The following is a 22,244-nucleotide window of genomic DNA, read 5'->3' as shown; positions in this document are numbered from 1 at the left end:
GTGCTGGAGCGGATCGTGGTCTCAAAGAAGAAACGATGACCCGTGCGGCTGCAACTGCCGGCGGTCAGATGCGGCCCGTCAGTCCCTGGCTCGATACTGCTCCGGTGCGCGAGGAATTGTTCGGTGTCGAGCGGCTCGAACAACATGCGCAAAGCCTTGCTTTGGCCCAGCGCATTACCGAGCGTCCGCCAGCCGTGCTCTCGCTGCACAAAAGGCTCAAAAGTAATGCTGTCGTCCTCCTGGCTGCCTATCGTGCCAGCGCCATGGAGATGGACAGCGATCGTGGCGTCGTGCCGGCTGCCGAATGGCTCCTCGACAACTATCATCTGGTCGAGGAGCAGATCCGCGAGATCCACGACGACCTGCCACCAAATTACTACCGGCAACTGCCCAAGCTCGCCGATGGTCCCTTCGCAGGCTATCCGCGGGTTTTCGGGCTGGCCTGGGCGTTCATCGCCCATACCGACAGCCATTTCGACCCGGAAACGTTGGCTCGGTTCATCGCCGCCTACCAGCAGGTCCAGCCACTGACTATCGGCGAATTATGGGCGGTGGCGATCACTCTGCGCATCGTGCTGGTAGAGAATTTACGCCGGTTGGCGGACCAGATTACCGCCGGACGCAAGGCGCGCGCCGAGGGCGACGGACTGGCCGACCTGTTGCTCGCCTCCGGCGGCGAAGCAGCAATGGCGCGCCTATCGGACGAGCCCCTCAACGAGCTGTTTGCGGCGCAATTGGCCAAGCGGCTGCGCGACCATGATCCGAGCACCACACCGGCTCATGGCTGGCTCGAAGCACGCCTTTCCGGGCAGAAAACCTCCATCGAGACGGTCGTGCTGCACGCCCAGCAGCGCCAGGGCGCATCCAATGTCACGGTGCGCAATATCATCACCAGCATGAGGCTGATTTCCGACATCGACTGGGCGGACCTGTTCGAAAGCGTCAGCCTGGTCGATGCAAAGCTGGGCGAGGCGGATGGCTTTGCCCGCATGGATTTCGCCACGCGCGATCTCTATCGCAGCGCCATCGAGCATCTGGCGCGGGGTTCGCAGCTCTCAGAGCTCGATATCGCCCAGACAGCCCTGTCGGCAGCCCGACAAATCGATACAGGTATTGAAGCAGACCGGCAGGGCGATACGGGCTATCACCTGTTGGGACGCGGACGGCCGGCGCTCGAACAGGCCATCGGCTTTCGCATGCCCGCCAGGCTGCGTTTCGGGCGATTGGCCGGTCGCCTCGGGATAGGCGGATATGTCCTGTCCATAACCGTTATCACCTTCGCGCTGCTCGCGCTGACCGGCTGGAGTCTGATGGCCCTGGGGCTTCCCCTGGCGCCCCTCTGCATTTTTCTGGCATTGGCGCTGCTCCCGGCCAGCGAGCTGGCGACCGCGCTCGTCAATCGCGCCATTGGCTGGGGGTTGGGGTCCGCAAGTCTGCCTGGTCTTGAATTGGCGGAGGGCGTGCCGCCCGAGCTGCGCACCCTGGTCGTGGTCCCGACGCTGCTCGTGGATCAGAATACGCTTCTCGAGGACATCGAGCGGCTCGAAGTCCACTACCTTTCCGGCGCGGGTGGCGATATCAGTTTCGCCCTGCTGACAGACGGGTTGGACGCCAAGGCGCAAATCCTCGACGGCGATGCCGCGCTTCTCGGCCTCGGCCGGGAGGCCATCGCTGCGCTCAATGCCAGGCATGGTCCCGGCCCCGCGGGTGATCGCTTCCTGCTGCTTAACCGCGATCGCCGCTTCAATGTCAGCGAAGGCGTGTGGATGGGGTGGGAGCGCAAACGTGGCAAGCTGCATGAGCTTAACCGCCTGCTGCGCGGGGCGACCGATACCAGCTTTGTTACCGAAACCGGCGCGTTGCCAGCAGTGCCCACGGATGTGCGTTATGTCATCACCCTCGACGCGGACACGCAATTGCCGCGCGATGCGGCGCTGCGCCTGATCGGCAAGATGGCCCATCCGCTCAACCGGCCCCGCTTCGACGCGACAGGCCGACGCGTTATTGATGGCTACGCCATCATGCAACCTCGCGTCACCCCATCTCTGCCCCTCAGGCGCGAGGGTTCGCTCTATCAGCGTGTCTTTTCGGCGCCCGGCGGCATCGATCCCTATGCGGCGGCTGTCTCCGACGTCTATCAGGATCTGTTTGGCGAAGGCTCCTATACCGGCAAGGGCATTTATGATGTCGATGCCTTCGAGACGGCGCTTGCCGGTCGCATTCCCGAAAACACATTGCTAAGCCATGACCTGTTCGAGGGCGCTTTCGCACGGGCGGGGCTGGCCTCGGACATCGAAGTGGTCGACGACTTTCCCGCGCGCTACGACGTGGCCGCACGACGGCAGCATCGCTGGACGCGAGGCGACTGGCAATTGCTGCCCTGGATCGGCTCGGATCGCGCCGTGCCGGCCGTGGGCCGCTGGAAGATGGTGGACAATCTGCGCCGGTCGCTGCTTGCACCGGCTGCCTTCCTCGCATTGGCGCTCTGCTGCCTGATGCCGCTTCGGATCGGCATTATCGCAGCCGGGGCAATCCTGGTCACATTGGCCATCCCCGCGCTCCTGCCGGCTCTGTTTGCCATCATTCCAGGGCGCCCTGGGCTGCAATGGCGCGCCCACCTGCGCGGCCTCTTCGGTGATCTCAGAATGGCGGGATTGCAGATCGGGCTCGGTCTTGCCTTTCTTCCCGATCAGTCCTGGCGCAATGGCGACGCCATCCTGCGCACGCTGTTCCGCCTCGCAGTGACGCGCCGGCATCTGCTCGAATGGACGACTTCGGCCAGTTCGGGCGGCAGGGCGCGGTTGGCCTTGGGCGGGTTCTATCGCGACATGGCCGGCGGCATCGGTTTGGCGCTTCTCATGCTGGCCGCGGCGGTGATCGCCGCACCGCCAGCCTGGCCGCTCGCCATGGCCTTCGGCACGATCTGGCTGGCCGCTCCTGCTATTGCCCTGCGTGTCAGCCGTGCGCCGCAGGCCCGGATGGATAAAGCCCTCAGCGCGACAGATGCCGACTATCTGCGCCTGATGGCGCGGCGCACATGGCGGTTTTTCGAGACCTTCGTCACGCCCGAAGAGAACATGCTGCCGCCCGACAATTTCCAGGAAACGCCAAGACCGGCAATTGCCCACCGGACCTCTCCGACCAATATCGGGCTCTATTTCCTGTCGGCCGTGGCAGCGCGCGATTTCGGCTGGGCCGGGACACTCGAAACCATCGAGCGGCTGGAGGCCGGCTTTGCCACGCTGGACAAGCTCCCCCGCTACAGGGGCCATTTCCTTAACTGGTATGATACGCGCGACTTGAGGGTGCTCGATCCGGCCTACGTGTCGTCGGTCGACAGCGGCAATCTCGCGGGCCATCTGATCGCACTCGCCAATGCCTGCGAAGACTGGGCGGAAGTGCCGCCGGCAGCCTCTTCGCAGGGGCTTTTTGATACACTGGCGCTTGCGACAGCGGCGAGCAAAGACAGTCCGGGTGAAGGCCATAGCCTAGTTTCGTCCGTTCTTGAGGAAATCGCCCTCTTGCTCAAGGGACCGCAGTCCCTCGACCTCGTCACTCCGGCGTTGTTGCGGCTGACGGACAAGGCGCTCAAGCTGGCGAATGCAACCGGCCCGGTCTCGGACCAGACCGGCCCGGATCTTTTCTGGATATTGGCCCTGCGCCGCGCCCTGGCCGAGGGAGCCCGGGACCGGCAGTTGATCCACGACGATCCCGCGGCTCTCGGCAAGCGCCTTGTCGCATTGGCGCAGACCGCGCGCCGCATGGCGCTCGACATGGATTTCGCCTTCCTGCTCGACCCGGACAGGAAGCTGCTGTCCATCGGCTATTCACTGGCCGACAATGGCCTCGACAGCAATTGCTACGACCTGCTGGCTTCCGAGGCGCGGCTTGCCAGCCTCTTCGCCATCGCCAAGGGCGATGTCGCTACAAGGCACTGGTTCCGGCTCGGCCGCACTGCCACCCCGCTGAGGGATGGTTCGGCCCTGATCTCGTGGTCGGGTTCGATGTTCGAATATCTCATGCCCTCGCTGGTGATGCGTGCGCCGGCCGGCAGCCTTCTCGACGACACCAACCGGCTTGTCGTCGGCCGCCAGCAGGCCTATGGCCGGGCGCGCAACGTGCCCTGGGGCATTTCAGAGTCCGCCTACAATGCGCGCGACTACGAGTTCACCTACCAATATTCCAATTTCGGCGTGCCCGGATTGGGTCTCAAACGCGGGTTGGCGAGCAATATGGTTGTCGCGCCCTATGCGACTGGCCTCGCCGCAATGGTCGACCCGCAGGAGGCCGCTGAGAATTTTCGGCGCTTCGAGAGAATGGGCGCCCTGGGTGTGCATGGTTTTTACGAAGCGCTCGATTTCACCCGCTCAAGGCTCCCGGAGGGGGGAGAATGTCGCCATCGTGCGCTCCTATATGGCGCATCACCAGGGCATGACCGTGGTCGCCCTCGCCAATGTGCTGGACAATGGACGTATGCGGGAGCGGTTTCACCGCGATCCGATCATCAAGGCGAGCGAATTGCTGCTGTCTGAGCGCATGCCGCGCGATGTTGCCGTTATCCGGCCGCGCGCCGAAGAGGTCAGGGCCTCCGTTGGTGTTGCGATCAACGCAGCACCCTCAGGCCGCCGCCTGACTTTGCCGCGCGATGCTGCGCCCGCTACCCATCTTCTGTCCAATGGGCGCTATGCGGTGATGTTGACCGCGTCGGGCAGCGGCTACAGCCGCTGGCGCGACATTGCCATCACCCGTTGGCGCGAAGATGCCACCCGCGACGATTGCGGGGCCTATATCTTCCTCAAGGACACGCAAACCGGACTGGTCTTTTCTCCCACAGCACAGCCGATGAACGAGACAGGCGAAGCCTCGGTCGTGTTCGGTGAAGACCATGCCCAGTTCATGCGCCGGGACGGAACGTTGGCGACTGAAATGGATGTCCTGGTCTCGGGCGAGGACGATGGCGAGGTGCGACGGGTTTGCCTGACCAATAGCGGTCGCCGGGCGCGCGAGATCGAGGTGACCTCCTATTCGGAGCTGGTGCTGACCACGCCGGCAACCGATAATGCCCACCCCGCCTTCGCCAAAATGTTCGTGGAAACCGAGTATCTCGCCGAGTTTGACGCCCTGATCGCCACGCGCCGCCGGCGTTCACCCTCCGAACCTGAAATCTGGGCCGCCCATTTCGCCGTCGTCGAAGGCGAAGTCATCGCCGATCCGCAGCATGAATCCGACCGTGCCAGGTTTCTTGGGCGCAACCGTGCCGTCGGCAATGCCGCTGCCATCCATGACGGGAAGGCTTTGTCGAACATGGTCGGCACCGTGCTCGATCCGGTGTTTTCGCTGCGCCGGCATGTGCGCATCCCACCCGGCAAGGTCGCCCGGATTGCTTTCTGGACGCTGGTGGCCTCATCGCGCGCCGAACTGATGGAACTGATCGACAAGCATCACGACCGCAGCGCCTATGGACGCGCCCGCACCCTGGCTTGGACGCAGGCCCAGGTTCAACTCTATCACCTTGGCATCGCGCTCGATGAAGCTGCCGACTTCCAGCGGCTGGCCGCGCCCATCCTTTACGCCGATCCACGCTTTCGGCCCGCCTCAGATATCATTGCCAACGGCATGGGGCCGCAATCGGCCCTGTGGCCGCAGGCCATTTCCGGTGACCTGCCCATCGTGCTTCTGCGCATAGATGCCATGGAAGATATGGCGCAGGTGCGGCAAATTCTGCGGGCGCACGAATACTGGCGCATCAAGCGATTGGCCGTTGACCTGGTGATCGTGAATGAGCGTGGCTCCTCCTATGTGCAGGATTTGCAGAACGCCATCGAAGCGGCTGTGCGCTCCAGCCAGTCCCGGCCGCGCTATGACGACAGGCCGGCACAAGGCTCGGTGCATGTGCTCCGCGCCGACCTAATGAATCTGGAAACGCGCAACCTGCTCAACGCCGCCGCACGCCTGGTGCTGGCGGCGCGTCGCGGCCCCATCAGCGACCAGCTCGCCTACCATGCTGGCATGGAGAAGACTCCTGTTCTTCCTATGGAGGTGCCAAGCGGTCTCGTCTCGGCTGAAAATGTCGAGCAGCCCGACTCTTTGGAATTCTTCAACGGATTGGGCGGCTTCGCCCGCAATGGTACGGAATATGTCACCGTGCTCGAAAACGGTGCCACAACCCCGGCGCCGTGGATTAATGTCGTCGCAAATGAGGGTTTCGGCTTTCAGGTATCGAGCGAAGGCAGCTTTCATGCCTGGGCCGGCAATAGCCGCGAAAACCAGATCACGCCCTGGTCGAACGACCCGGTCGCCGACCCGGCTGGGGAGGCGATCTATATCCGTGACGAGGAAACGCTAGCTCTGTGGAGCCCTACGGCACAACCCATTCGCGACCATGGACGGTATGTGGCGCGCCACGGTTTCGGCTATAGTCGCTTTGCCCATCAGGCTCATGGCATCGAAAGCGATCTGCTCGCCTATGTGCCGCTCGCCGACCCGATAAGGATATCGCGGCTCACCCTCACCAATCGCTCGGAACGAGCGCGGCGGCTGTCGGTCACCAGCTATGCCGAATTCGTGCTCGGCACGCAGCGCGGTACGACCGCACCGTTTATCACCACGGCTCTCGATCCACAGACCGGCGCTCTGTTCACGCGTAACAGATGGGCGATGGTGTTTCCCGACCGGGTCGGCTTTGCCGATATGGGCGGACAGCAAACCGTCTGGACAGCCGACCGCACCGAATTTCTCGGACGCAATGGCGATGCCGCGGCACCGGCCGCGCTTGTCGGCCAGGCGTCATTGTCCGGAAAAACCGGGGCCGGATTGGACCCTTGCGCCGCGCTGCAGACCAATATCGAACTGGCAGCAGGCGAAAGCATCGAACTGGTCTGCCTGTTGGGCGAAGCGGAATCCGAGACGTCGGCGCACGAACTGATTGCGCGTTATCGCGCTGCCGACCTCGACGCCGTGCTAGCCGAAGTCGCCGACCATTGGCAGTCGGTCTTGGGCACAGTGCAGGTCAGCACCCCCGATCGAGCCATGGACATCATGCTCAATGGCTGGCTGCTCTATCAGACTCTGGCCTGCCGCATCCAGGCGCGCTCCGGTTTCTACCAGGCCAGCGGCGCCTACGGCTTCCGCGACCAGTTGCAGGACGGCATGGCGCTGACCCTGTCCAGGCCCGAGGATACCCGTGCCCATATCCTGCGCGCTGCCGGACGGCAATTCATCGAAGGCGACGTGCAGCATTGGTGGTTGCCCCATTCCGGTCAGGGCGTGCGCACACGCATTTCCGACGACCGGGTCTGGCTGGCCTTCGCCGCCGCCAGCTATGCCGCCACGACAGGGGATAAAACCATCTTCGATGAAGTCGTCCCGTTTCTCGAAGGCCAGAAGCTGGCTGGGGGCGAGCACGATGCGTTTTTTCAACCCATGACCTCCGAACGCTCGGCATCCTTGTTCGAGCATTGCGCGCTCGGCCTCGACCAGGCCATCAAGCTCACAGGTGCCCATGGTTTGCCGCTCATGGGGACAGGGGACTGGAACGACGGCATGAACCGGGTCGGCGAAGGTGGCAAAGGCGAGAGCGTCTGGCTGGGCTGGCTGTTGATCAGCGCCATCGATCTCGTCATGCCTTTCGCCGAACCGCGCGACCCCATGCGCGCCAAACGCTGGAAAAACCATGCCGCCCGCCTCAAGACCGCGCTGGAGCGCGAGGCTTGGGATGGCGCCTGGTACCGCCGCGCCACGTTTGATGACGGGTCCTGGCTGGGCTCAAAAGACAATGACGAGTGCCGCATCGACTCCATCGTCCAATCCTGGGCAGTGCTATCGGGTGCGGCCGATCCGATCCGCGCGCTTACGGCCATGACCTCACTGGACCGGCACCTGATCCGCAAGCAGGACGGCATCGCGTTGCTGTTCACGCCACCATTCGACGGGACGGCACGTGACCCAGGCTACATTAAGGGGTATCCGCCGGGCCTGCGGGAGAACGGGGGCCAATATAGCCATGCGGCGATGTGGGCAATAATGGCGTTTGCCAAGCTCGGCCTCAGCGAAAAGACCCACGAACTCTTTGCTCTCGTCACCCCTATCAACCACGCTTGGGATACTCAGTCCGCCGCGCGCTACAAGGTGGAACCCTATGTCGTGGCGGCCGATATCTATTCGGTCACGCCGCATGTCGGGCGAGGCGGCTGGACTTGGTACACGGGATCGGCAGGCTGGATGTATCGCGCCGGGATCGAAGGCATTCTGGGTCTACGACGGCAAGGCGACGTGCTGGTTGTCGATCCCTGCATCCCGGCGGATTGGCCGGAGTTTTCCGCAACCCTGTTCCTGGCGGGCACAAGCTGCGACGTCATCGCGCGCCGCCGAAGTGAACCATCTGAAGCACCCAGCAGCGCGACAATAGACGGGATACCGTTACTGCCTCAAAGAGGGGTCTTCGAGCTCCCGCTCGATGGCGCCAAGCATGTCCTTGTCGTGGAACTGGGACGTAAGGCCCCGCTTGACCCTTAAGCGTGGCAAGCGCAGGCACCGCTTCCTTACTTCCAGGAGACATCGCCCCTTCCGTCCTGGCTCGATAATGCTCCGTATTTGACGGCATTGGTTCCGAGCTCATGAAAAATCAGGGATAGTGAAAGCCCAGCCTTGGGCCCGAGAGGAACGTCGGGGCCGGTAATGGTGACGCAAGCCACCGCAGGGCCGGCAGTGATAAACGCGACAAAACTGACAAAAGGCCACCTGGCTGCTCGCCGTAGGCCCGCTCGTTCTATTGGCGTCAACTGCGTCGACGGAAGGGAAGAGCTTGAGCCTTTGAATGTTCAGCAGCCGGCAGGGTTGGAGGTCCGCTCTGCCGGGGGGAGGGTAGAGCTGAGGCACGTCATATGGGGGTCGTCGATCGCAAAAAGCATTTCTTCTACAAGATTGCGTTTTTCATCGTCAGGGATTCGGGCGACAGTTTTCTCGCAAGAGTTTGCGAGGCACATTTGACTTACGACAGCGAGGAAATCGCCCCAAGCACCGCCGAGGCCAATGTCGGTATGGCCGACACCGCGTTCGGTGCAGCCGATGGTCCATCCGGCGGGGAGAACGCGCGATGGGATGAGCCGATCCCGTTGGGCGCCATGCCAGCCGTGCCTGCTTTCGCCTGGGACATGCTGCCGCCTAGTGTATCGGATTATGTGCGGGACGTTTCTGACCGGCAGGGTTCTCCCCCTGAATTTATCGCCGTGTCGCTGATCGGCGCCTTCGCTGGTGTCGTCGGCAACGGCATCCGCATCGCACCGCGGTCGTGTGACGACTGGGCCGTGGTGCCGGCCCTGTGGGGCATGCTGATCGGGGAAGCCAGCATGATGAAGACGCCGTCCATACAGGCGGGCCTGATGCCGCTGGATGACCTGCAGACCCGGCTTGACCGCGATTACGCGAAACAGCGCGAGGGCCTTGTCGTCGAGATGGAATTGGCGCGGCTGCTCAATCAGGAACTGGCCTCACAGGCCAAACTTGCCCTGCGGGCGCGGAACCTGGAAGAGGCACATCGTCTTCTCTCCATGCGTCCGCAGGTCGTGCAGCAAGCCCAGATCCGGCTGCAAGTTGGCGACGTCAGCGAAACCCGTATGGTGCAGCTGCTGGCAGAGAACCCTTTTGGCCTTTTGGCAGTGCATGACGAACTGCCCGCCTTCTTCTCGCGCCTGATCAAGCGGAGCGGGTCGAGCGAGCGCGCTATGTTGCTCAAGGCCGCCACCGGTGATGTGCGCCACAGCCATGATCGCGCCGGGCGAGCGCGTCTCGACATCCCCCACCTAACCCTGTCCTTGCTGGGGGGCATCCAGCCTGCGCGGCTCACGGCCATCGTCCGGGACGCCAATGGGAACGGCGCGGACGGGTTGCTTGCACGTTTTCAGCTCAGTGTATGGCCCGATCCCGCGCCGGACCGGCAAGGCATCGACCGGCGTCCGGACGTCGCCGCGGCGGAAGCAGTACGGGCGATCTTCCGCGACGCTTATGACTGTTCTCGCGGCAGCATCGGCCCCAAAATTCTGCGATGCGAGCTGGCCGCACAGGACCTGTTCGATCGCTGGTCGGCGCGCAATCTCGCAGAAGCCGCGACCAGGGCGCCGGCCCTGCAGTCGCACCTAGTCAAGTCGGTCAAGACCATTGCCAGCCTGGCGCTCCTGATCGAACTCATGAGGGGCGGGCGTCAGCAGGTGTCGTTTGCCGGGATGCAGATGGCGCTGCGCTGGGCGCCGTTCCTGGCAGCCCATGCCGAGCGCCTGTACGCGCTCGGCGCCAGCGGGACGGCGGAGGCTGAACGTATTCTGGACAAGCGTCTCCACCTTCCCGACTGCTTCACCGCCCGGGACATCTACCGCTCCAGCTGGAGCGGCCTCGGCAAGGCGGCGGTCGAGAAGGGGCTGCATGAGCTGTTTCGCCATGGCTACCTGCGCCCGGAAATACGCGCCACGGGCGGACGCCCGACAACGGTATACGTCTGGAATCCACGTTTGTCCGATCCCGAAGTGTTCGCGGACAAGATCTAACCCTTTCGTCCGGCGCCCTTGCTGGTTATTCAGTCAGCGTATTTTTCGCTGTCTCGCCAAAAAAGGGCTCCCAATGGGAGCCCTGCTGCTTTCAGGCCGAATACGCCTTCACATTCTGGGTCTGCTCGCCCATGCCCTCAATGCCGAGGCGCATCACATTGCCCGGCTTGAGCCAGACCGGGTCCGGCTTGATGCCCATGCCGACGCCGGGCGGGGTGCCGGTGGAGATGATGTCACCCGGCTGCAGGCTCATGAACTGGCTGACATAGCTCACCACATGGGCAACGCCGAAGATCATCGTTTTGGTCGAGCCGTCCTGGTAGCGCTTGCCGTCGACGTCGAGCCACATCTTGAGATTTTGCGGGTCAGCCACCTCGTCTTTGGTCACCAGCCAGGGGCCGATGGGGCCGAAAGTGTCGCTGCCCTTGCCCTTGTCCCAGGTGCCGCCGCGCTCGGTCTGGAAATGGCGCTCGGAGACATCGTTGACCACGCAATAGCCGGCGACATGGTCCATGGCGTCGGCCTCGTCGACATAGCGGGCCTCCTTGCCGATGATGACGCCCAGCTCGACTTCCCAATCCGGTTTGATGGAATTCTTGGGAATGATGACATCGTCGTCGGGGCCGATAATGGCGCTAGTGGCCTTCATGAAGATGATCGGCTCGGCCGGAATGGCGGCGCCGGTTTCGGCTGCATGGTCGGCATAGTTGAGGCCGATGCAGATGAACTTGCCGACATTGGCCACGCAGGGGCCGATGCGCTGGCCGGCATCGAGCTTGGGCAGCACGCCGATATCGGTGGCCCGGATTTTTGCCAGGCCTTCCGGCGTCAGCGTCTGGCCGCCGATATCGCCGACAATGCCGGAAAGGTCGCGGATCGAACCGTCTTCGGCCAGGATGGCGGGCTTTTCTGCGCCCTTGGCGCCAATGCGGAGCAGTTTCATGTGGGGGTCTTCCTGTTGGCTTCGGACACGGTCCTAACCGCTAACATGTTAGCCTGTCGAGGGCGACCTTGGTCCAATCGGTTCGCCCGATGCGTTTATACGGGGCGGAGAATGCCCTTCTTGAGCAGGATATTGCCGTAAAGCCGGCGCTCGCCGGTCTGCACGATCGCATAAGCCTGGCTCACCCGCTCGTAAAAGGCGAAGCGCTCCAGCGAGGCGAGGCCGATTTTCGGTTCATGCTTTTTCACGATGATCTCGAATGCGTCCATCACCGGTTCGCGTTTGCCCGCATCGCCCACCACCTGCATGGTGAAGACCGCTTCATCCACGAAATCGTCGAGCGGCATCAGCGTCAGGATGGCGTCGAGCGCATCGGTGGCGCTGACCCCGTCGAGCCGTACCAAAGCCGGGCCGGCCGAATCGGCCGGGTAGTTGGCATCGACAATGGCGATTTCGTCGCCATGGCCCATGGCCCGCAAAATGCCGAGCAGGTCGGGGCCGAGAATCGGCGGGATATTCTTGAGCATGGCTGTTCCTAACCGAAGGGGAATGAATCGCTGTCGCTGCCCAGCGTCGCGCCATCGGCGAACAGGCCGGGATGTTCGCGCGCAAAGGCGAACAGTTCTACCATCACGGCATCAATATGGGCGCGGATGGCGCGGGCGGCCTGTGCCTGGTCGCCAGCCACAATGCCATCGAGAATGGCCTGGTGTTCGGCAATGGTCAGCGCCAGCCGGCGCGGCGTGATGATCATGCGGCGCGCCCGATCGAGATTGGCTCGGGCCGAATCGATGATGGTCTTGATCTTGGTGAAGCCCATCGAGCGGTAGATGATGTCGTGGAATTCGACGTCGATCTGGTGAAAGGTTTCGGCGTCGTCGCGCTCGGCCGCTTCGCGCTGGGTGGCGATATTGGCCTTGAGCGCCTCGATCAGGCTCAGGTCGTGGCTGCCGATCAGCACGCGCAGGGCCTCCGATTCGAGGCCCTTGCGGATCAACATGTATTCGCGGACATCGGCCAGGCGCACCAAGGATACGGTCGAGCCGCGCTGCGGGGCGATATCCACCAGCCCCTCGATTTGCAGCCGGGCCAGTGCTTCGCTTACCGGAAAGCGCGAAACGCCCAGTTGGGCGCAGATCAGCGATTTGTCGATGGCGCTGCCGGGCGGCAAGGCCAGGGTGACGATGGCATGGCGGATGGCATTGGTCACATCAGCCGTCACGCTGCCGCGCGTCAAAGCGGGGGGGCGGACCAGAAAAGAGTAGGGACTTGCTGCGCTTGTCATGCTAACATGTTAGTTAGTGAAGAGGTGCTTTACAACGCCCGTCGCTGCCATTGCGGGCGCAATCTGGCGGCAAACGGGTCCGGCGTAAAGCGCAGTTGAGACCAGAGCCGCGAAAGTCCCCCGATCCATGTCCGAAACCATGACCCGCCCCCAGGGCCGTACCCTGCTGCTGAACGCCGAAGACAATATCGGGGTAGCGCTTGCCAATCTCGATATCGGCACCGAAACGCCGCAGGGCGTGACCATTGTCCGCCGCGTGCCGCGCGGGCACAAATTCGCGGTCAAGCCGATCCGCGCCGGCGAGGCTGTCATCAAGTTCGGGCAGATCATCGGCTTTGCCAAGGAGGCCATTCCGGCTGGCGACTGGGTGCATGAGCACAATTGCGGCATGGGCGGCGCCGATGGTTCGCTGACGCATGATTACGCCTTTGCCGAAGGCGCCATTGCGCCCGACATGGTGCCGGTGGGCCAGCGCGCCACCTTCGAGGGCTATCGCCGCGCCAATGGCAAGGTGGGCACCCGCAACTATATCGGCATCCTGACCTCGGTGAACTGCTCGGCCACGGTGGCCAAGTTCATGGCCGAGGAAATCAACCGCTCGGGCATCCTCGCCGACTATCCCGATATCGATGGCGTCATCCCCTTCGTGCATGGCACCGGCTGCGCCATGGACCTTTCCGGCGAGGGCTACCAGATCTTCCGCCGCACCCAGTGGGGCTATACCGCCAATCCCAATCTCGGCGCCGCCCTGCTGGTCGGGCTCGGCTGTGAGGCCTTCCAGATCGGCAAAATGAAGGAAAGCTACGGCCTCACCGAGACCGACACATTCCAGACCATGACCATCCAGGAGATCGGCGGCACGCGGAAGATGATCGACTGGGGCGTCGAGCGCATCAAGGAGATGCTGCCTGTGGCGGCGCGCGCCCGCCGCGAGACGGTCGATGCGTCCGAGCTCACGCTGGCACTGCAATGCGGTGGTTCGGACGGCTATTCGGGCATTACCGCCAATCCGGCTTTGGGTGTTGCCGCCGATATCCTCGTGCGCCAGGGCGGCACGGCCATTCTCTCGGAAACCCCGGAAATCTATGGCGCCGAACACCTGCTGACCCGCCGTGCGGTGTCGCGCGAAGTGGGCGAAAAGCTCATCAGCCGCATCAAGTGGTGGGAGGATTACACCCAGCGCAATCGCGGCGAGATGAACAACAATCCAAGCCCCGGCAACAAGCTGGGCGGGCTCACAACCATCCTCGAAAAGTCGCTCGGCGCCGCGGCCAAGGGCGGCACGACACCGCTCACCGCGGTCTACGAATATGCCGAGCCGGTGACCGAAAAGGGCTTCGTGTTCATGGACACGCCCGGTTTCGATCCGGTTTCGGCGACGGGGCAGGTGGCCGGCGGCGCCAATATCCTGGCCTTCACCACCGGACGTGGTTCGGCCTATGGCTGCAAGCCGGTGCCGTCGATCAAGCTCGCCACCAATTCGGACATGTATGCCCGCATGACCGAGGATATGGACATCAATTGCGGCGATATCGTCGAGGGTGTTTCCATCGAGGTCAAGGGGCAGGAAATCTTCGACCTGCTGCTGCGCATCGCCTCGGGTGAGCGCACCAAGTCCGAAAATCTGGGCTATGGCGACAATGAATTCGTGCCGTGGCAGGTCGGGGCGGTGATGTGAGCAGCCAGCAGAAGACGGTCGATTATATCCTCGAACAGAGCGCTGACGCCGGCACGATGACGGCGAAGAAGATGTTCGGCGAATATGGCCTCTATTGCGACGGCAAGATCGTCGCGCTGGTATGCGACGATCAACTGTTCATGAAGCCCACCGCGGCCGGCCGCGACTATATCGGCGTGGTCACCGAGGGCTTGCCGTTTTCCAAGGCCACCCCCTATTTCCTCATCGACGGCGGTCATTGGGACGACGCCGACTGGCTCGCGGGCCTCGTGCGGGTTACGGCTTCGGAACTGCCGCTGCCCAAGCCGAAGAAGACGAAAAAGTGATGCGATGCGCAGCGCCCACGTCATCATAACCGGACGTGTTCAAGGGGTCGGCTTTCGCGTCTGGGTCGAGGCGGAAGCGGTGGCGCGCGGCCTCGGCGGCTGGGTGCGCAACCGTCGAGACGGGACGGTCGAGGCAGTGTTTCGGGGCCAAGCAAGCGATGTCGGCGGCATGCTGGACGTCTGTTGGAACGGCCCCGATATGGCGCTGGTCAACCATGTTGCGGTTTCGGAAACGGACGAAAGACCGGCGGGATTCGAGATTCGCGCAACGGTTTAGCGGGATGTGGTGCTTGGGGGCCGCAGCCGATATACCGACCCCACCCGCCCAGCACTGTCCCGCGCGTCCCCCACATCGCCCACGGCATAGGACGCGACCCGTTCCAGCCGCTCCACCGGCAGATCCCGCCGCTCGGGGTCACCGACCAGCACCGCGATCCCCGCCGCAACGCACCGCTCCAGAAACGGCAGCATCAGCTTCCCGACCTCGGGATTGTAGAACACGTCGCCCGCCGCGATGAGATCGAACCCCTCAGGCGCATCGCCCGCAATGTCGATCTCGACCAGCGGCACAGACACCCTGTTGGCCGCCGCATTGAGCGCAATGGCCGCCTGCCCGTTCGGATCGATTTCCGCGGCATTGGCTATGCCGCCCGCTTGCACAGCGGCAATGCCCACCAACCCCGATCCCGCCCCCAGGTCGAGCACGCGCTTGCCCGCCACCACGTCCGGATGCGCCGCGAAATGCTGCGCCAAAGCCAATCCTCCGGCCCATTGCCAGGCCCAATAGGGCGCAGCATCATCCGGCGCCGCCAACCGCGACAGCCGGCTGCCGGGATGGGCGGTATAGAGCCGGATTTCGGGCAGCGATGGCACCGGTTCGAGCCGCAGATTGGCGCGAATGAAATCGGCCGGTTTCAAGGTGTCTGCAAGCCCGTCGCGCTGACATAAGTCGCCATCACATATTGGCTACAGGTGATGAAAAGCCGGTTCCGACGCGGTCCGCCGAACACGACATTGGACGTTTTGGCGCCCGTCCTGATCCGCCCCAGCAGGGCGCCGCCTGGGTCATAGACATTCACGCCCAGCCCGGCGCTGGTCCACACATTGCCTTCGATATCAAGGCGGAAGCCATCGGGCAGACCGGAATCCACATCGGCAAAGATTCCGGGATTGGTCAGCCTTGCGCCATCGACATTGAACTGGCGGATATGGGCCGGCCAGTCCGGGTCATGGCTTTGACCGGTGTCGGAGACATAGAGCACCGACTCGTCGGGCGAAAAGGCCAGCCCGTTGGGCTTGGCGAAGTCGTCGGCCACGACGGTCAATGAACCGTCCGCCGGATCGAACCGATAGACGAAGCAGCCGTCCTGTTCAGGATCGGACTTGTAGCCCTCATAGTCGGAAAGGATGCCGTAGCTAGGATCGGTGAACCAGATCGTGCCATCCGATTTCACCACGACATCATTGGGGGAATTGAGCCTCTTGCCCTGATGGCGGTCGACCAGCGTGGTCACCGTACCATCCCATTCGGTGCGCAACACGGCGCGGGCGCCATGCGAGCAGGAGATGAGCCGTCCCTGCCGGTCGCGGGTATTGCCGTTCACGTAGTTGGAGGGCGTGCGGAAGCTGGTGACGCCGAGGTCCGGCACCCATTTGAGCATGCGGTTGTTGGGGATGTCGCTCCAGACCAGGAAATTACCGTCGCCGAACCACACCGGTCCTTCGGCCCAGCGGCAGCCGTCAAAGAGCACTTCGAGCGCGGCTATCCCGATGGTGAGGTCGTAGAATTTCTTGTCGATGAACTCGAGCGCGTCGCCGCCGATGGCCATGGCCGTCCTCCCGTTGGTGGCATTTGAGGGGAAGGGCAGGATAGTGGCAAGGGGGCGCGTGGAAGTGGGGGCACAAGCACCGACTTATCCATCTTGTCCCCTCCACAAAACCTCGTGCATACTCCCCCTATCCCTCCGCATGGGCGGCCTGCAGGCGAACAGTGGTGGAGGGCGCCGGGCCGGCTTCGCTGCCGCGCAGGTTCGAGTAGCGGCCGCTCCCTTCGAGCGTTTGGGACGCGCGATCACCGTCTATTGCTCCAAAAACCGGCGCCCCGAGACGGCTTCCGTCTCACTAAAATTTACTCACGAGGCGAAAGCCGTCTCGGGGCTCGCCCACCCATCGTAACCGCATCACAGGCGGGGTCTCCGCACGTCGCATTGACGACTAACATGTTAGTTGCTAGGGCAGGACAACACCGGAGCCCGACATGGCCGCACTCGACAAGATTCTCACCGTGGACGAGATGAAGACCAGGGCGCGCCGCAGCGTGCCCAAGATGTTCTTCGAATATGCCGATAGCGGCAGCTATACCGAAGGCACCTATCGCGACAACGAGAGCGACTTCAACAAGATCAAGCTCAAGCAGAAGATCGCGGTCAATCTGGAAGGCCGCAATCTCAAGACCGAGATGCTGGGCCAGCAGATCACCATGCCGGTGGCCATCGCCCCGGCGGCGACCGGCGGCATGCAGGTGGCCGATGGCGAGATCAAGGCGGCTAGGGCGGCCGAAAAATACGGCATTCCCTTCACGCTCTCGACCATGGCGGTCTGCTCCATCGAGGACATTGCCGAGAACACCACGGCGCCCTTCTGGTTCCAGCTGTACGTGATGCGCGATCGTGGCTTTATCGAGCGGTTGATCGACCGGGCCAAGGCGGCGAAATGTTCGGCTTTGGTGCTGACCATGGACCTGCAGATCCTGGGCCAGCGCCACAAGGACATCCATAACGGCCTCTCCACGCCGCCCAAATTCAACGCCTATTCGGTCTGGCAGATGATGCAGCACCCGCTGTGGTGCGCGCGCATGCTGGGTACCAAGCGCCACACCTTCCGCAACATTGTCGGCCATGTTGGCGGCGACCACGATCTGGCCTCGCTCTCGGCCTGGACCTCCAGCCAGTTCGACCCCACGCTCAACTGGGCCGATATCGCCTGGGTCAAGAAGCGCTTCGGCGGGCCTGTCATCGTCAAGGGCGTGCTCGATCCCGATGATGCGCAGTCGGCCATCGACAATGGGGCCGATGCCATCATCGTTTCCAACCATGGCGGCCGCCAGCTCGATGGCGCGCCCTCGACCATCAGGGTGCTGCCCGATATCGTCGAGCGGGTCGGCCACAAGACCGAGGTCTATCTCGATAGCGGCATCCGCTCGGGACAGGATGTGCTCAAGGCGCTGGCCTATGGCGCCAAGGGCACCTTTATCGGCCGGCCCATGCTCTATGGGCTCGGGGCAGGCGGCGAAGCCGGGGTGACCCGCGTGCTCGACATTATCGCCAAGGAACTCGACACCACCATGGCCCTGTGCGGCGAGCGCGACATTCTCAATGTCGGCCTGCATAATATCTATTCCAACGACATTCCGCCGCGGCATGCGCCGGTGGCTAGCCCCGATAGGGCCGTCCCGCGTTGACATCGCCTTCGGTCAACTGGCGATAAATCGAGCTGGCGACGGTTTTCATCTGCTCCTCGGGCAGGGTGCCGACCACGGTGCAGGTGATGCGGGCATTGGCCCAGTAGAAGACTTCGGCGCCGTCATAGCTGGCGAATTCATAGCCCGGCGCGCGGTCGGGCAGGGCCGCGGTGACATAGATGGTCACGCGGTCGCTGGTGGCGTTTTCATACATCAGCTGGGCGGCGCGGCCGCCGGCATGCGGCTCGCCCGGCAGCAGACGGCCGCCGACCAGGGTAAAGCCTTCGGTGGCGAGGTCGGGCATGCGCAGCCGGGTATCGAGCCGGTTGGAGAGCCAGCCGGAAAGGTGTTCGCTGTCGTCACTGCCGACTTCGACGGCGTGGCGGTTTTCGGCGACATAGACGGCATGGGCATTGACGGCGTCGGCGATGAGCAACTGGCTTGCCGGCCTTGCGTCAAACAGCGGGCGGGCGATCCAGCCGGCGCCGAGGCCCAGGCCGACCAGCACGACGGCGGCGGCAACCCAGCCCCAGTTGCGGGTCCGACGGCGCGCCATTTCGGCGGCCAGGCGGCGCGGCTTGAGCCGGGCCGGCACGGCTTCGGCGCCGACCGGGCCGAACAGCGTCCGGATCGCATCGCTCTGGCGCTGATGCAGCGCCACATCGGCCGCAGCATCAGGATTGGCGGCAAGGAAAGCCTCCATGGCGGCATGCTCGGGCTCGGGCAATTGTCCGTCGGCATAGGCCATCAGCTGGTCGCGGGTGATCTCGCTCATTTGACGGTCCTCAGATGCGGCTCGGCCGGATGTCCGGTCAGGGTCCGAAGGGCGGCGCGGGCCCTGCCCAGCCGGCTCATCAGGGTGCCCAGAGGGATGCCAATTATCCCCGCCGCCTCGGCATAGGGTATGCCTTCCAGTGTAACCAGCAGGAGTGCTTCCTTTTGCTCAGGAGGGAGGGTGTCTATCGCTCGCGCCAGTTCGGCCAGCGCGATATGGCCCGGCTGGGCGGCCGGGGTGGACAGTTCGGGAACCATGTCGATATCCACGGTCTCGCCGCGCCGATGCGATGCGCGCAGGGCGTTGCGATGCAGGTTGAGCAGGATCGTGAACAGCCAGGCGCGGACCGCTCCGGTGGGCCGGAACAGGCCGCGCCTGGAAATGGCGCGTTCGAGGCAATCCTGCACGAGATCGTCGGCCAGGTCGGCATTGCGCGTCAGGGCCCGGGCGTAGCGCCTGAGGGCCGGCACGCAGGTTTCGAGCTGGTCGAGGAAATCGTTCAAGTCCGGTCCTGCGGCTTATTCGATGGCAAGATGCCAGACGCCGCCGACGCCGTCGCCGGAAATGTCGCCGGGTGCGGTGTCTTCATACCAGTAGTAGAGCGGCCAGCCCTTATAGGCCCACATGGTCGAGCCATCGTCGCGGGTGACCAGGGTGAAGTCGCCTTCAGCCGCAGCACCGGCATCGGCCGCCAGCGGGGGCCATTTGGCAGCGCAGTCGTCGTTGCAGACGCTCTTGCCGTCGCCATTGGTATCCTTGTCGAAGGTGTAGAGGGTCATGCCGTTGGCGTCGGTCAGCACCATCTTGCCGCCGATATCGGTGGATTTGACCGCCCCGCCGAGATAATCGGTAGCAAAGGCGGAAGTGGCCAAAAGCGCGAGAGCGGTGGCGCCGGCCAGAATCGAACGGAACTTCATGGGATGTCTCCCTCCATGTTGCGGGGCCGTCATTGCGGCCCTCGACAGGAGAAACACCGGCGGGCCGGAAATAATCCCGGCCGGGACAAAGATTCAGTCGCCGGCCATCAAACCGTGATCGATGACATAGCGGGTGAGGCCGGCTGTGGTGCCGATGCCGAGCTTTTTCTTGATATTCTTGCGGTGGGTTTCGACCGTGCGCACGGAAATGTCGAGTTCGCCCGCCACATCCTTGTTGGACTGTCCCTGGGCGAGCAGCAACAACACGGCTTGTTCGCGTGTGGTTAGCGGTACGATCGCACTCTGCTTCTGGCCCTTTTCCAGCAGGGCCTCGGTGACACCGGAGGAAAAATAGGAGCCGTTGGCGGCCACTGCCTCGATGGCGGAAATGATCTCGGCGGGCGGCACATCCTTGAGAATGTAGCCGGCGGCGCCGTGCAATACCGCCGTCGAGATATATTCCCGGTTGTCATGCATGGAGAGCATCAGCAAGCGCGTGCGGGGCAGGCGCTCGCGGAACAGTTCGATGGCGTCGAGTCCGCTGATTTCGGGCAGGTTGATGTCCATCAGCACGACGTCGGGATGCTCCGCTTCGGCCAATTCCAGCGCGGCGAGGGCCGAGCGGACGGCGCCGACGACCCGGATATGGTCGAAGGTTTCCACCACGGCGCGGATGCCTTCACGCACCAGGGGGTGGTCGTCGCAGATCAGTACCTTGATGGGGAGGGGGGCGCTCATGCGGGAACGGCGTCGGGCTTTTGGGTGATGTAGGTGGATTTGGGCAGCCGCGCCTTGAGCGTGGTGCCTCCCGATGTGGTGCGCACATCCAGCGAGCCGCCGAAATGCTCCATGCGCTCCTGCATGTTGCGCAAGCCGAGGCCCCGGCCGCTACGGCCGGCCGGCAATTGGGCAAAGCCCTGGCCATCATCCTCGATCAGCATTTGCGGGCCATTGCCAGCGCTGGTGATGATGATGCTGACGCGGGTGGCATTGGCATGACGCTCGATATTGGTCAGGGCCTCCTGCGCCACGCGATAAAGCGCGGTGCGCGCCTCGGGCAGGATCATGTTCTTGTAGGCGACGGACTTGAGCTCGACATGGATGCCGGTGCGTTCGGCAAAGCTGTCGGTGAGCGCTTCGAGCGCCGCGGTGAGGCCAAGATCGTCGAGCATGCCGGGGCGGAGGTCATGGGAGATGCGGCGCACTTCCTTGATGGCATCGTTGAGGCCGAGCGCGCCGCGCTCGATGACATCGGCGGCGTCGGGGGCGCCGGAGCGCACCTTGGTGGCGGCCAGGTCGAGCATGTAGCGGGCGCCCACCATGGTCTGGGAAATGCCGTCATGCAGTTCGCGGGCGATGCGGGCGCGTTCCTCTTCCTGGGTATCGACGACGCGCTGGGTCAGCTCCTTGAGCTTGCTGTCGGCCAGGCGCCGCTCGCGCAGGGTGATGAGGAAGCTGGCGAGAAAGACCGCGAAGACGATGGGTACGGTAATGGCGGCAACGATGATGAAGGTGGTGTTGATATGGCTGCGCAGGTCGTCCTCGGCCGCCGCGGTCTGGGCGAAGACGTCATCGAGATAGACGCCGGTGCCCAGCATCCAGCGCCATTTGTCGAGCCCGACCGCCCAGGAGAGCTTGTCGGCGATCTCGCCGGTGGAGGGCTTTTCCCACTTGTATTGGTGCAGCCCGCCGCCTTCCTTGGCGCGTTCGATCAGGTTGTAGATGACGCGATTGCCGTCGGGGTCGGTCATGTTCAACCAGTTCTGGCCGTGGCGGAAGGCCTGGCGCGGATGGACGATATTCACCCCGTCATAGTCATAGGCAAAAAAGTAGCCGTCCGGGCCGTAGTCGAGCTCGGAGAGGATGGCCTGCACCTGCTGCTTGGCGGCCTCATCATCGGCGTCGGCGGCCTGATAGATGTCGGCTATGGCCGAAACGGCCATATTGGTGAGGTTGAGCAGTTCGTTTTCCTTGGCCGTGAGCAGATTGCGCTCGAATGTGGCGATGCTCGCCCGCGCCAATTGGGTGGATTGCAAGGTCACCAGCGCGGTGATGGCGAGGATAGCCAGCACCAGCGGCAGCACGGACAGCGCCAGGATTTTCTGTCTGAGGTTCATGCTCGCGAGGCTCCCCCACCTCTTTGAGACCAATCTAGCACGTCCATTGATAGCTGTTCTGCGTATTAGTGGGTAGGCCGGCCGTCAGATCATCACCTGCCCGATCTGCCCATACTGGACAGGGGCCGCGGGGGGAATAGTCTGTGCCCGGCTGCCCTCGCGCCTTGTCTGGCGACGGTGGCAAGCCAAAAATCGGCGGCACCAA

Annotated in this window: 17 protein-coding genes; 7 read left to right on the top strand and 10 right to left on the bottom strand. The window is 63.5% G+C overall.

Features of this window, described 5'->3' with window-relative positions; translation table 11 throughout:
- Positions 1 to 35 precede the first annotated feature (35 nt).
- The 3 genes from FPZ08_RS22820 to FPZ08_RS12860 all read left to right on the top strand — a co-directional run bounded on the left by FPZ08_RS22820 (position 36) and on the right by FPZ08_RS12860 (position 10,538).
- The gene (locus FPZ08_RS22820) at positions 36 to 4,532 is read left to right on the top strand and encodes a glucoamylase family protein (protein ID WP_342780134.1); all 4,497 of its coding nucleotides are present in this window, start codon (positions 36 to 38) and stop codon (positions 4,530 to 4,532) included.
- Positions 4,414 to 8,514 carry a GH36-type glycosyl hydrolase domain-containing protein gene (locus FPZ08_RS22815; protein ID WP_342780187.1) on the top strand — a complete coding sequence of 1,367 codons (4,101 nt, stop codon included), beginning with the start codon at positions 4,414 to 4,416 and terminating at the stop codon, positions 8,512 to 8,514. The genes FPZ08_RS22820 and FPZ08_RS22815 overlap by 119 nt, the downstream gene beginning before the upstream one ends.
- Before the next feature lie 368 nt (positions 8,515 to 8,882).
- Positions 8,883 to 10,538, top strand: a complete 1,656-nt coding sequence (locus FPZ08_RS12860; RefSeq protein ID WP_146290391.1) for a DUF3987 domain-containing protein — start codon at positions 8,883 to 8,885, stop codon at positions 10,536 to 10,538.
- A 91-nt stretch (positions 10,539 to 10,629) separates the two neighbouring features.
- On the opposite strand, the gene FPZ08_RS12855 is transcribed toward FPZ08_RS12860, so the two are convergent.
- From FPZ08_RS12855 to FPZ08_RS12845, 3 genes are all read right to left on the bottom strand, one after another.
- Positions 10,630 to 11,481: a fumarylacetoacetate hydrolase family protein gene (locus FPZ08_RS12855; RefSeq protein ID WP_146290390.1), complete on the bottom strand. Its 852-nt coding sequence runs from the start codon at positions 11,479 to 11,481 to the stop codon at positions 10,630 to 10,632.
- A gap of 95 nt (positions 11,482 to 11,576) precedes the next feature.
- Positions 11,577 to 12,008, bottom strand: a complete 432-nt coding sequence (locus FPZ08_RS12850) for an RbsD/FucU family protein (RefSeq protein WP_146290389.1) — start codon at positions 12,006 to 12,008, stop codon at positions 11,577 to 11,579.
- Between the two features lie 8 nt (positions 12,009 to 12,016).
- Positions 12,017 to 12,703, bottom strand: a complete 687-nt coding sequence (locus FPZ08_RS12845) for a GntR family transcriptional regulator (protein WP_186766983.1) — start codon at positions 12,701 to 12,703, stop codon at positions 12,017 to 12,019.
- A 190-nt stretch (positions 12,704 to 12,893) separates the two neighbouring features.
- Here FPZ08_RS12845 and FPZ08_RS12840 point away from each other — a divergent pair, with 190 nt between their 5' ends.
- The 3 genes from FPZ08_RS12840 to FPZ08_RS12830 are packed head-to-tail and all read left to right on the top strand — an operon-like array spanning position 12,894 to position 15,047.
- Positions 12,894 to 14,444 (top strand): UxaA family hydrolase, encoded by a 1,551-nt coding sequence (locus tag FPZ08_RS12840; protein WP_425457542.1) that lies wholly within the window; start codon positions 12,894 to 12,896, stop codon positions 14,442 to 14,444.
- Positions 14,441 to 14,770, top strand: a complete 330-nt coding sequence (locus tag FPZ08_RS12835; RefSeq protein ID WP_146290387.1) for a TfoX/Sxy family protein — start codon at positions 14,441 to 14,443, stop codon at positions 14,768 to 14,770. Before FPZ08_RS12840 ends, FPZ08_RS12835 begins: the two co-directional genes overlap by 4 nt.
- 4 nt (positions 14,771 to 14,774) lie before the next feature.
- A complete protein-coding gene (locus FPZ08_RS12830) occupies positions 14,775 to 15,047 on the top strand; it encodes an acylphosphatase (RefSeq protein WP_146290386.1) in 273 nt (90 codons plus the stop codon).
- Here FPZ08_RS12830 and FPZ08_RS12825 read toward each other — a convergent pair.
- Positions 15,044 to 15,688, bottom strand: a complete 645-nt coding sequence (locus tag FPZ08_RS12825; RefSeq protein ID WP_246132646.1) for a class I SAM-dependent methyltransferase — start codon at positions 15,686 to 15,688, stop codon at positions 15,044 to 15,046. The two genes, FPZ08_RS12830 and FPZ08_RS12825, sit on opposite strands and share 4 nt — an antisense overlap.
- Positions 15,685 to 16,599 (bottom strand): SMP-30/gluconolactonase/LRE family protein, encoded by a 915-nt coding sequence (locus tag FPZ08_RS12820; RefSeq protein WP_146290384.1) that lies wholly within the window; start codon positions 16,597 to 16,599, stop codon positions 15,685 to 15,687. Before FPZ08_RS12820 ends, FPZ08_RS12825 begins: the two co-directional genes overlap by 4 nt.
- A gap of 428 nt (positions 16,600 to 17,027) precedes the next feature.
- Between FPZ08_RS12820 and FPZ08_RS12815 the strand changes: the two genes are divergently transcribed.
- On the top strand, positions 17,028 to 18,230 hold the full coding sequence (locus tag FPZ08_RS12815; RefSeq protein ID WP_146290383.1) for an alpha-hydroxy acid oxidase: 1,203 nt from the start codon (positions 17,028 to 17,030) through the stop codon (positions 18,228 to 18,230).
- Here FPZ08_RS12815 and FPZ08_RS12810 read toward each other — a convergent pair.
- From FPZ08_RS12810 to mctS, 5 genes are all read right to left on the bottom strand, one after another.
- Positions 18,202 to 19,005, bottom strand: coding sequence for an anti-sigma factor family protein (locus FPZ08_RS12810; RefSeq protein ID WP_146290382.1), 804 nt, complete (start codon positions 19,003 to 19,005; stop codon positions 18,202 to 18,204). The two genes, FPZ08_RS12815 and FPZ08_RS12810, sit on opposite strands and share 29 nt — an antisense overlap.
- Positions 19,002 to 19,508, bottom strand: a complete 507-nt coding sequence (locus tag FPZ08_RS12805) for a sigma-70 family RNA polymerase sigma factor (RefSeq protein ID WP_146290381.1) — start codon at positions 19,506 to 19,508, stop codon at positions 19,002 to 19,004. Before FPZ08_RS12805 ends, FPZ08_RS12810 begins: the two co-directional genes overlap by 4 nt.
- 15 nt (positions 19,509 to 19,523) lie before the next feature.
- Positions 19,524 to 19,922, bottom strand: a complete 399-nt coding sequence (locus FPZ08_RS12800) for a COG4315 family predicted lipoprotein (RefSeq protein WP_146290380.1) — start codon at positions 19,920 to 19,922, stop codon at positions 19,524 to 19,526.
- A 93-nt stretch (positions 19,923 to 20,015) separates the two neighbouring features.
- Positions 20,016 to 20,660, bottom strand: a complete 645-nt coding sequence (mctR, locus tag FPZ08_RS12795) for a two-component system response regulator MctR (protein WP_146290379.1) — start codon at positions 20,658 to 20,660, stop codon at positions 20,016 to 20,018.
- Positions 20,657 to 22,039, bottom strand: a complete 1,383-nt coding sequence (mctS, locus tag FPZ08_RS12790) for a two-component system sensor histidine kinase MctS (protein ID WP_146290378.1) — start codon at positions 22,037 to 22,039, stop codon at positions 20,657 to 20,659. The genes mctR and mctS overlap by 4 nt, the downstream gene beginning before the upstream one ends.
- Between the last annotated feature and the right edge of the window lie 205 nt (positions 22,040 to 22,244).

The organism is Devosia ginsengisoli (assembly GCF_007859655.1).
Classification (GTDB): Bacteria; Pseudomonadota; Alphaproteobacteria; order Rhizobiales; family Devosiaceae; genus Devosia; species Devosia ginsengisoli.
This window is presented reverse-complemented; position numbering and strand designations above follow the sequence as displayed.

Excerpts from the sequence above, each read along its gene's own strand:
- mctR (WP_146290379.1), bottom strand. The coding sequence starts at position 20,660 with ATGAGCGCCCCCCTCCCCATCAAGGTACTGATCTGCGACGACCACCCC.
- FPZ08_RS12800 (WP_146290380.1), bottom strand. The coding sequence starts at position 19,922 with ATGAAGTTCCGTTCGATTCTGGCCGGCGCCACCGCTCTCGCGCTTTTG.
- FPZ08_RS22820 (WP_342780134.1), top strand. The coding sequence starts at position 36 with ATGACCCGTGCGGCTGCAACTGCCGGCGGTCAGATGCGGCCCGTCAGT.
- FPZ08_RS12820 (WP_146290384.1), bottom strand. The coding sequence starts at position 16,599 with ATGGCCATCGGCGGCGACGCGCTCGAGTTCATCGACAAGAAATTCTAC.
- FPZ08_RS22815 (WP_342780187.1), top strand. The coding sequence starts at position 4,414 with ATGGCGCATCACCAGGGCATGACCGTGGTCGCCCTCGCCAATGTGCTG.
- FPZ08_RS12815 (WP_146290383.1), top strand. The coding sequence starts at position 17,028 with ATGGCCGCACTCGACAAGATTCTCACCGTGGACGAGATGAAGACCAGG.
- FPZ08_RS12860 (WP_146290391.1), top strand. The coding sequence starts at position 8,883 with ATGGGGGTCGTCGATCGCAAAAAGCATTTCTTCTACAAGATTGCGTTT.
- FPZ08_RS12810 (WP_146290382.1), bottom strand. The coding sequence starts at position 19,005 with ATGAGCGAGATCACCCGCGACCAGCTGATGGCCTATGCCGACGGACAA.
- FPZ08_RS12850 (WP_146290389.1), bottom strand. The coding sequence starts at position 12,008 with ATGCTCAAGAATATCCCGCCGATTCTCGGCCCCGACCTGCTCGGCATT.
- FPZ08_RS12840 (WP_425457542.1), top strand. The coding sequence starts at position 12,894 with ATGTCCGAAACCATGACCCGCCCCCAGGGCCGTACCCTGCTGCTGAAC.
- FPZ08_RS12830 (WP_146290386.1), top strand. The coding sequence starts at position 14,775 with ATGCGCAGCGCCCACGTCATCATAACCGGACGTGTTCAAGGGGTCGGC.
- FPZ08_RS12855 (WP_146290390.1), bottom strand. The coding sequence starts at position 11,481 with ATGAAACTGCTCCGCATTGGCGCCAAGGGCGCAGAAAAGCCCGCCATC.
- mctS (WP_146290378.1), bottom strand. The coding sequence starts at position 22,039 with ATGAACCTCAGACAGAAAATCCTGGCGCTGTCCGTGCTGCCGCTGGTG.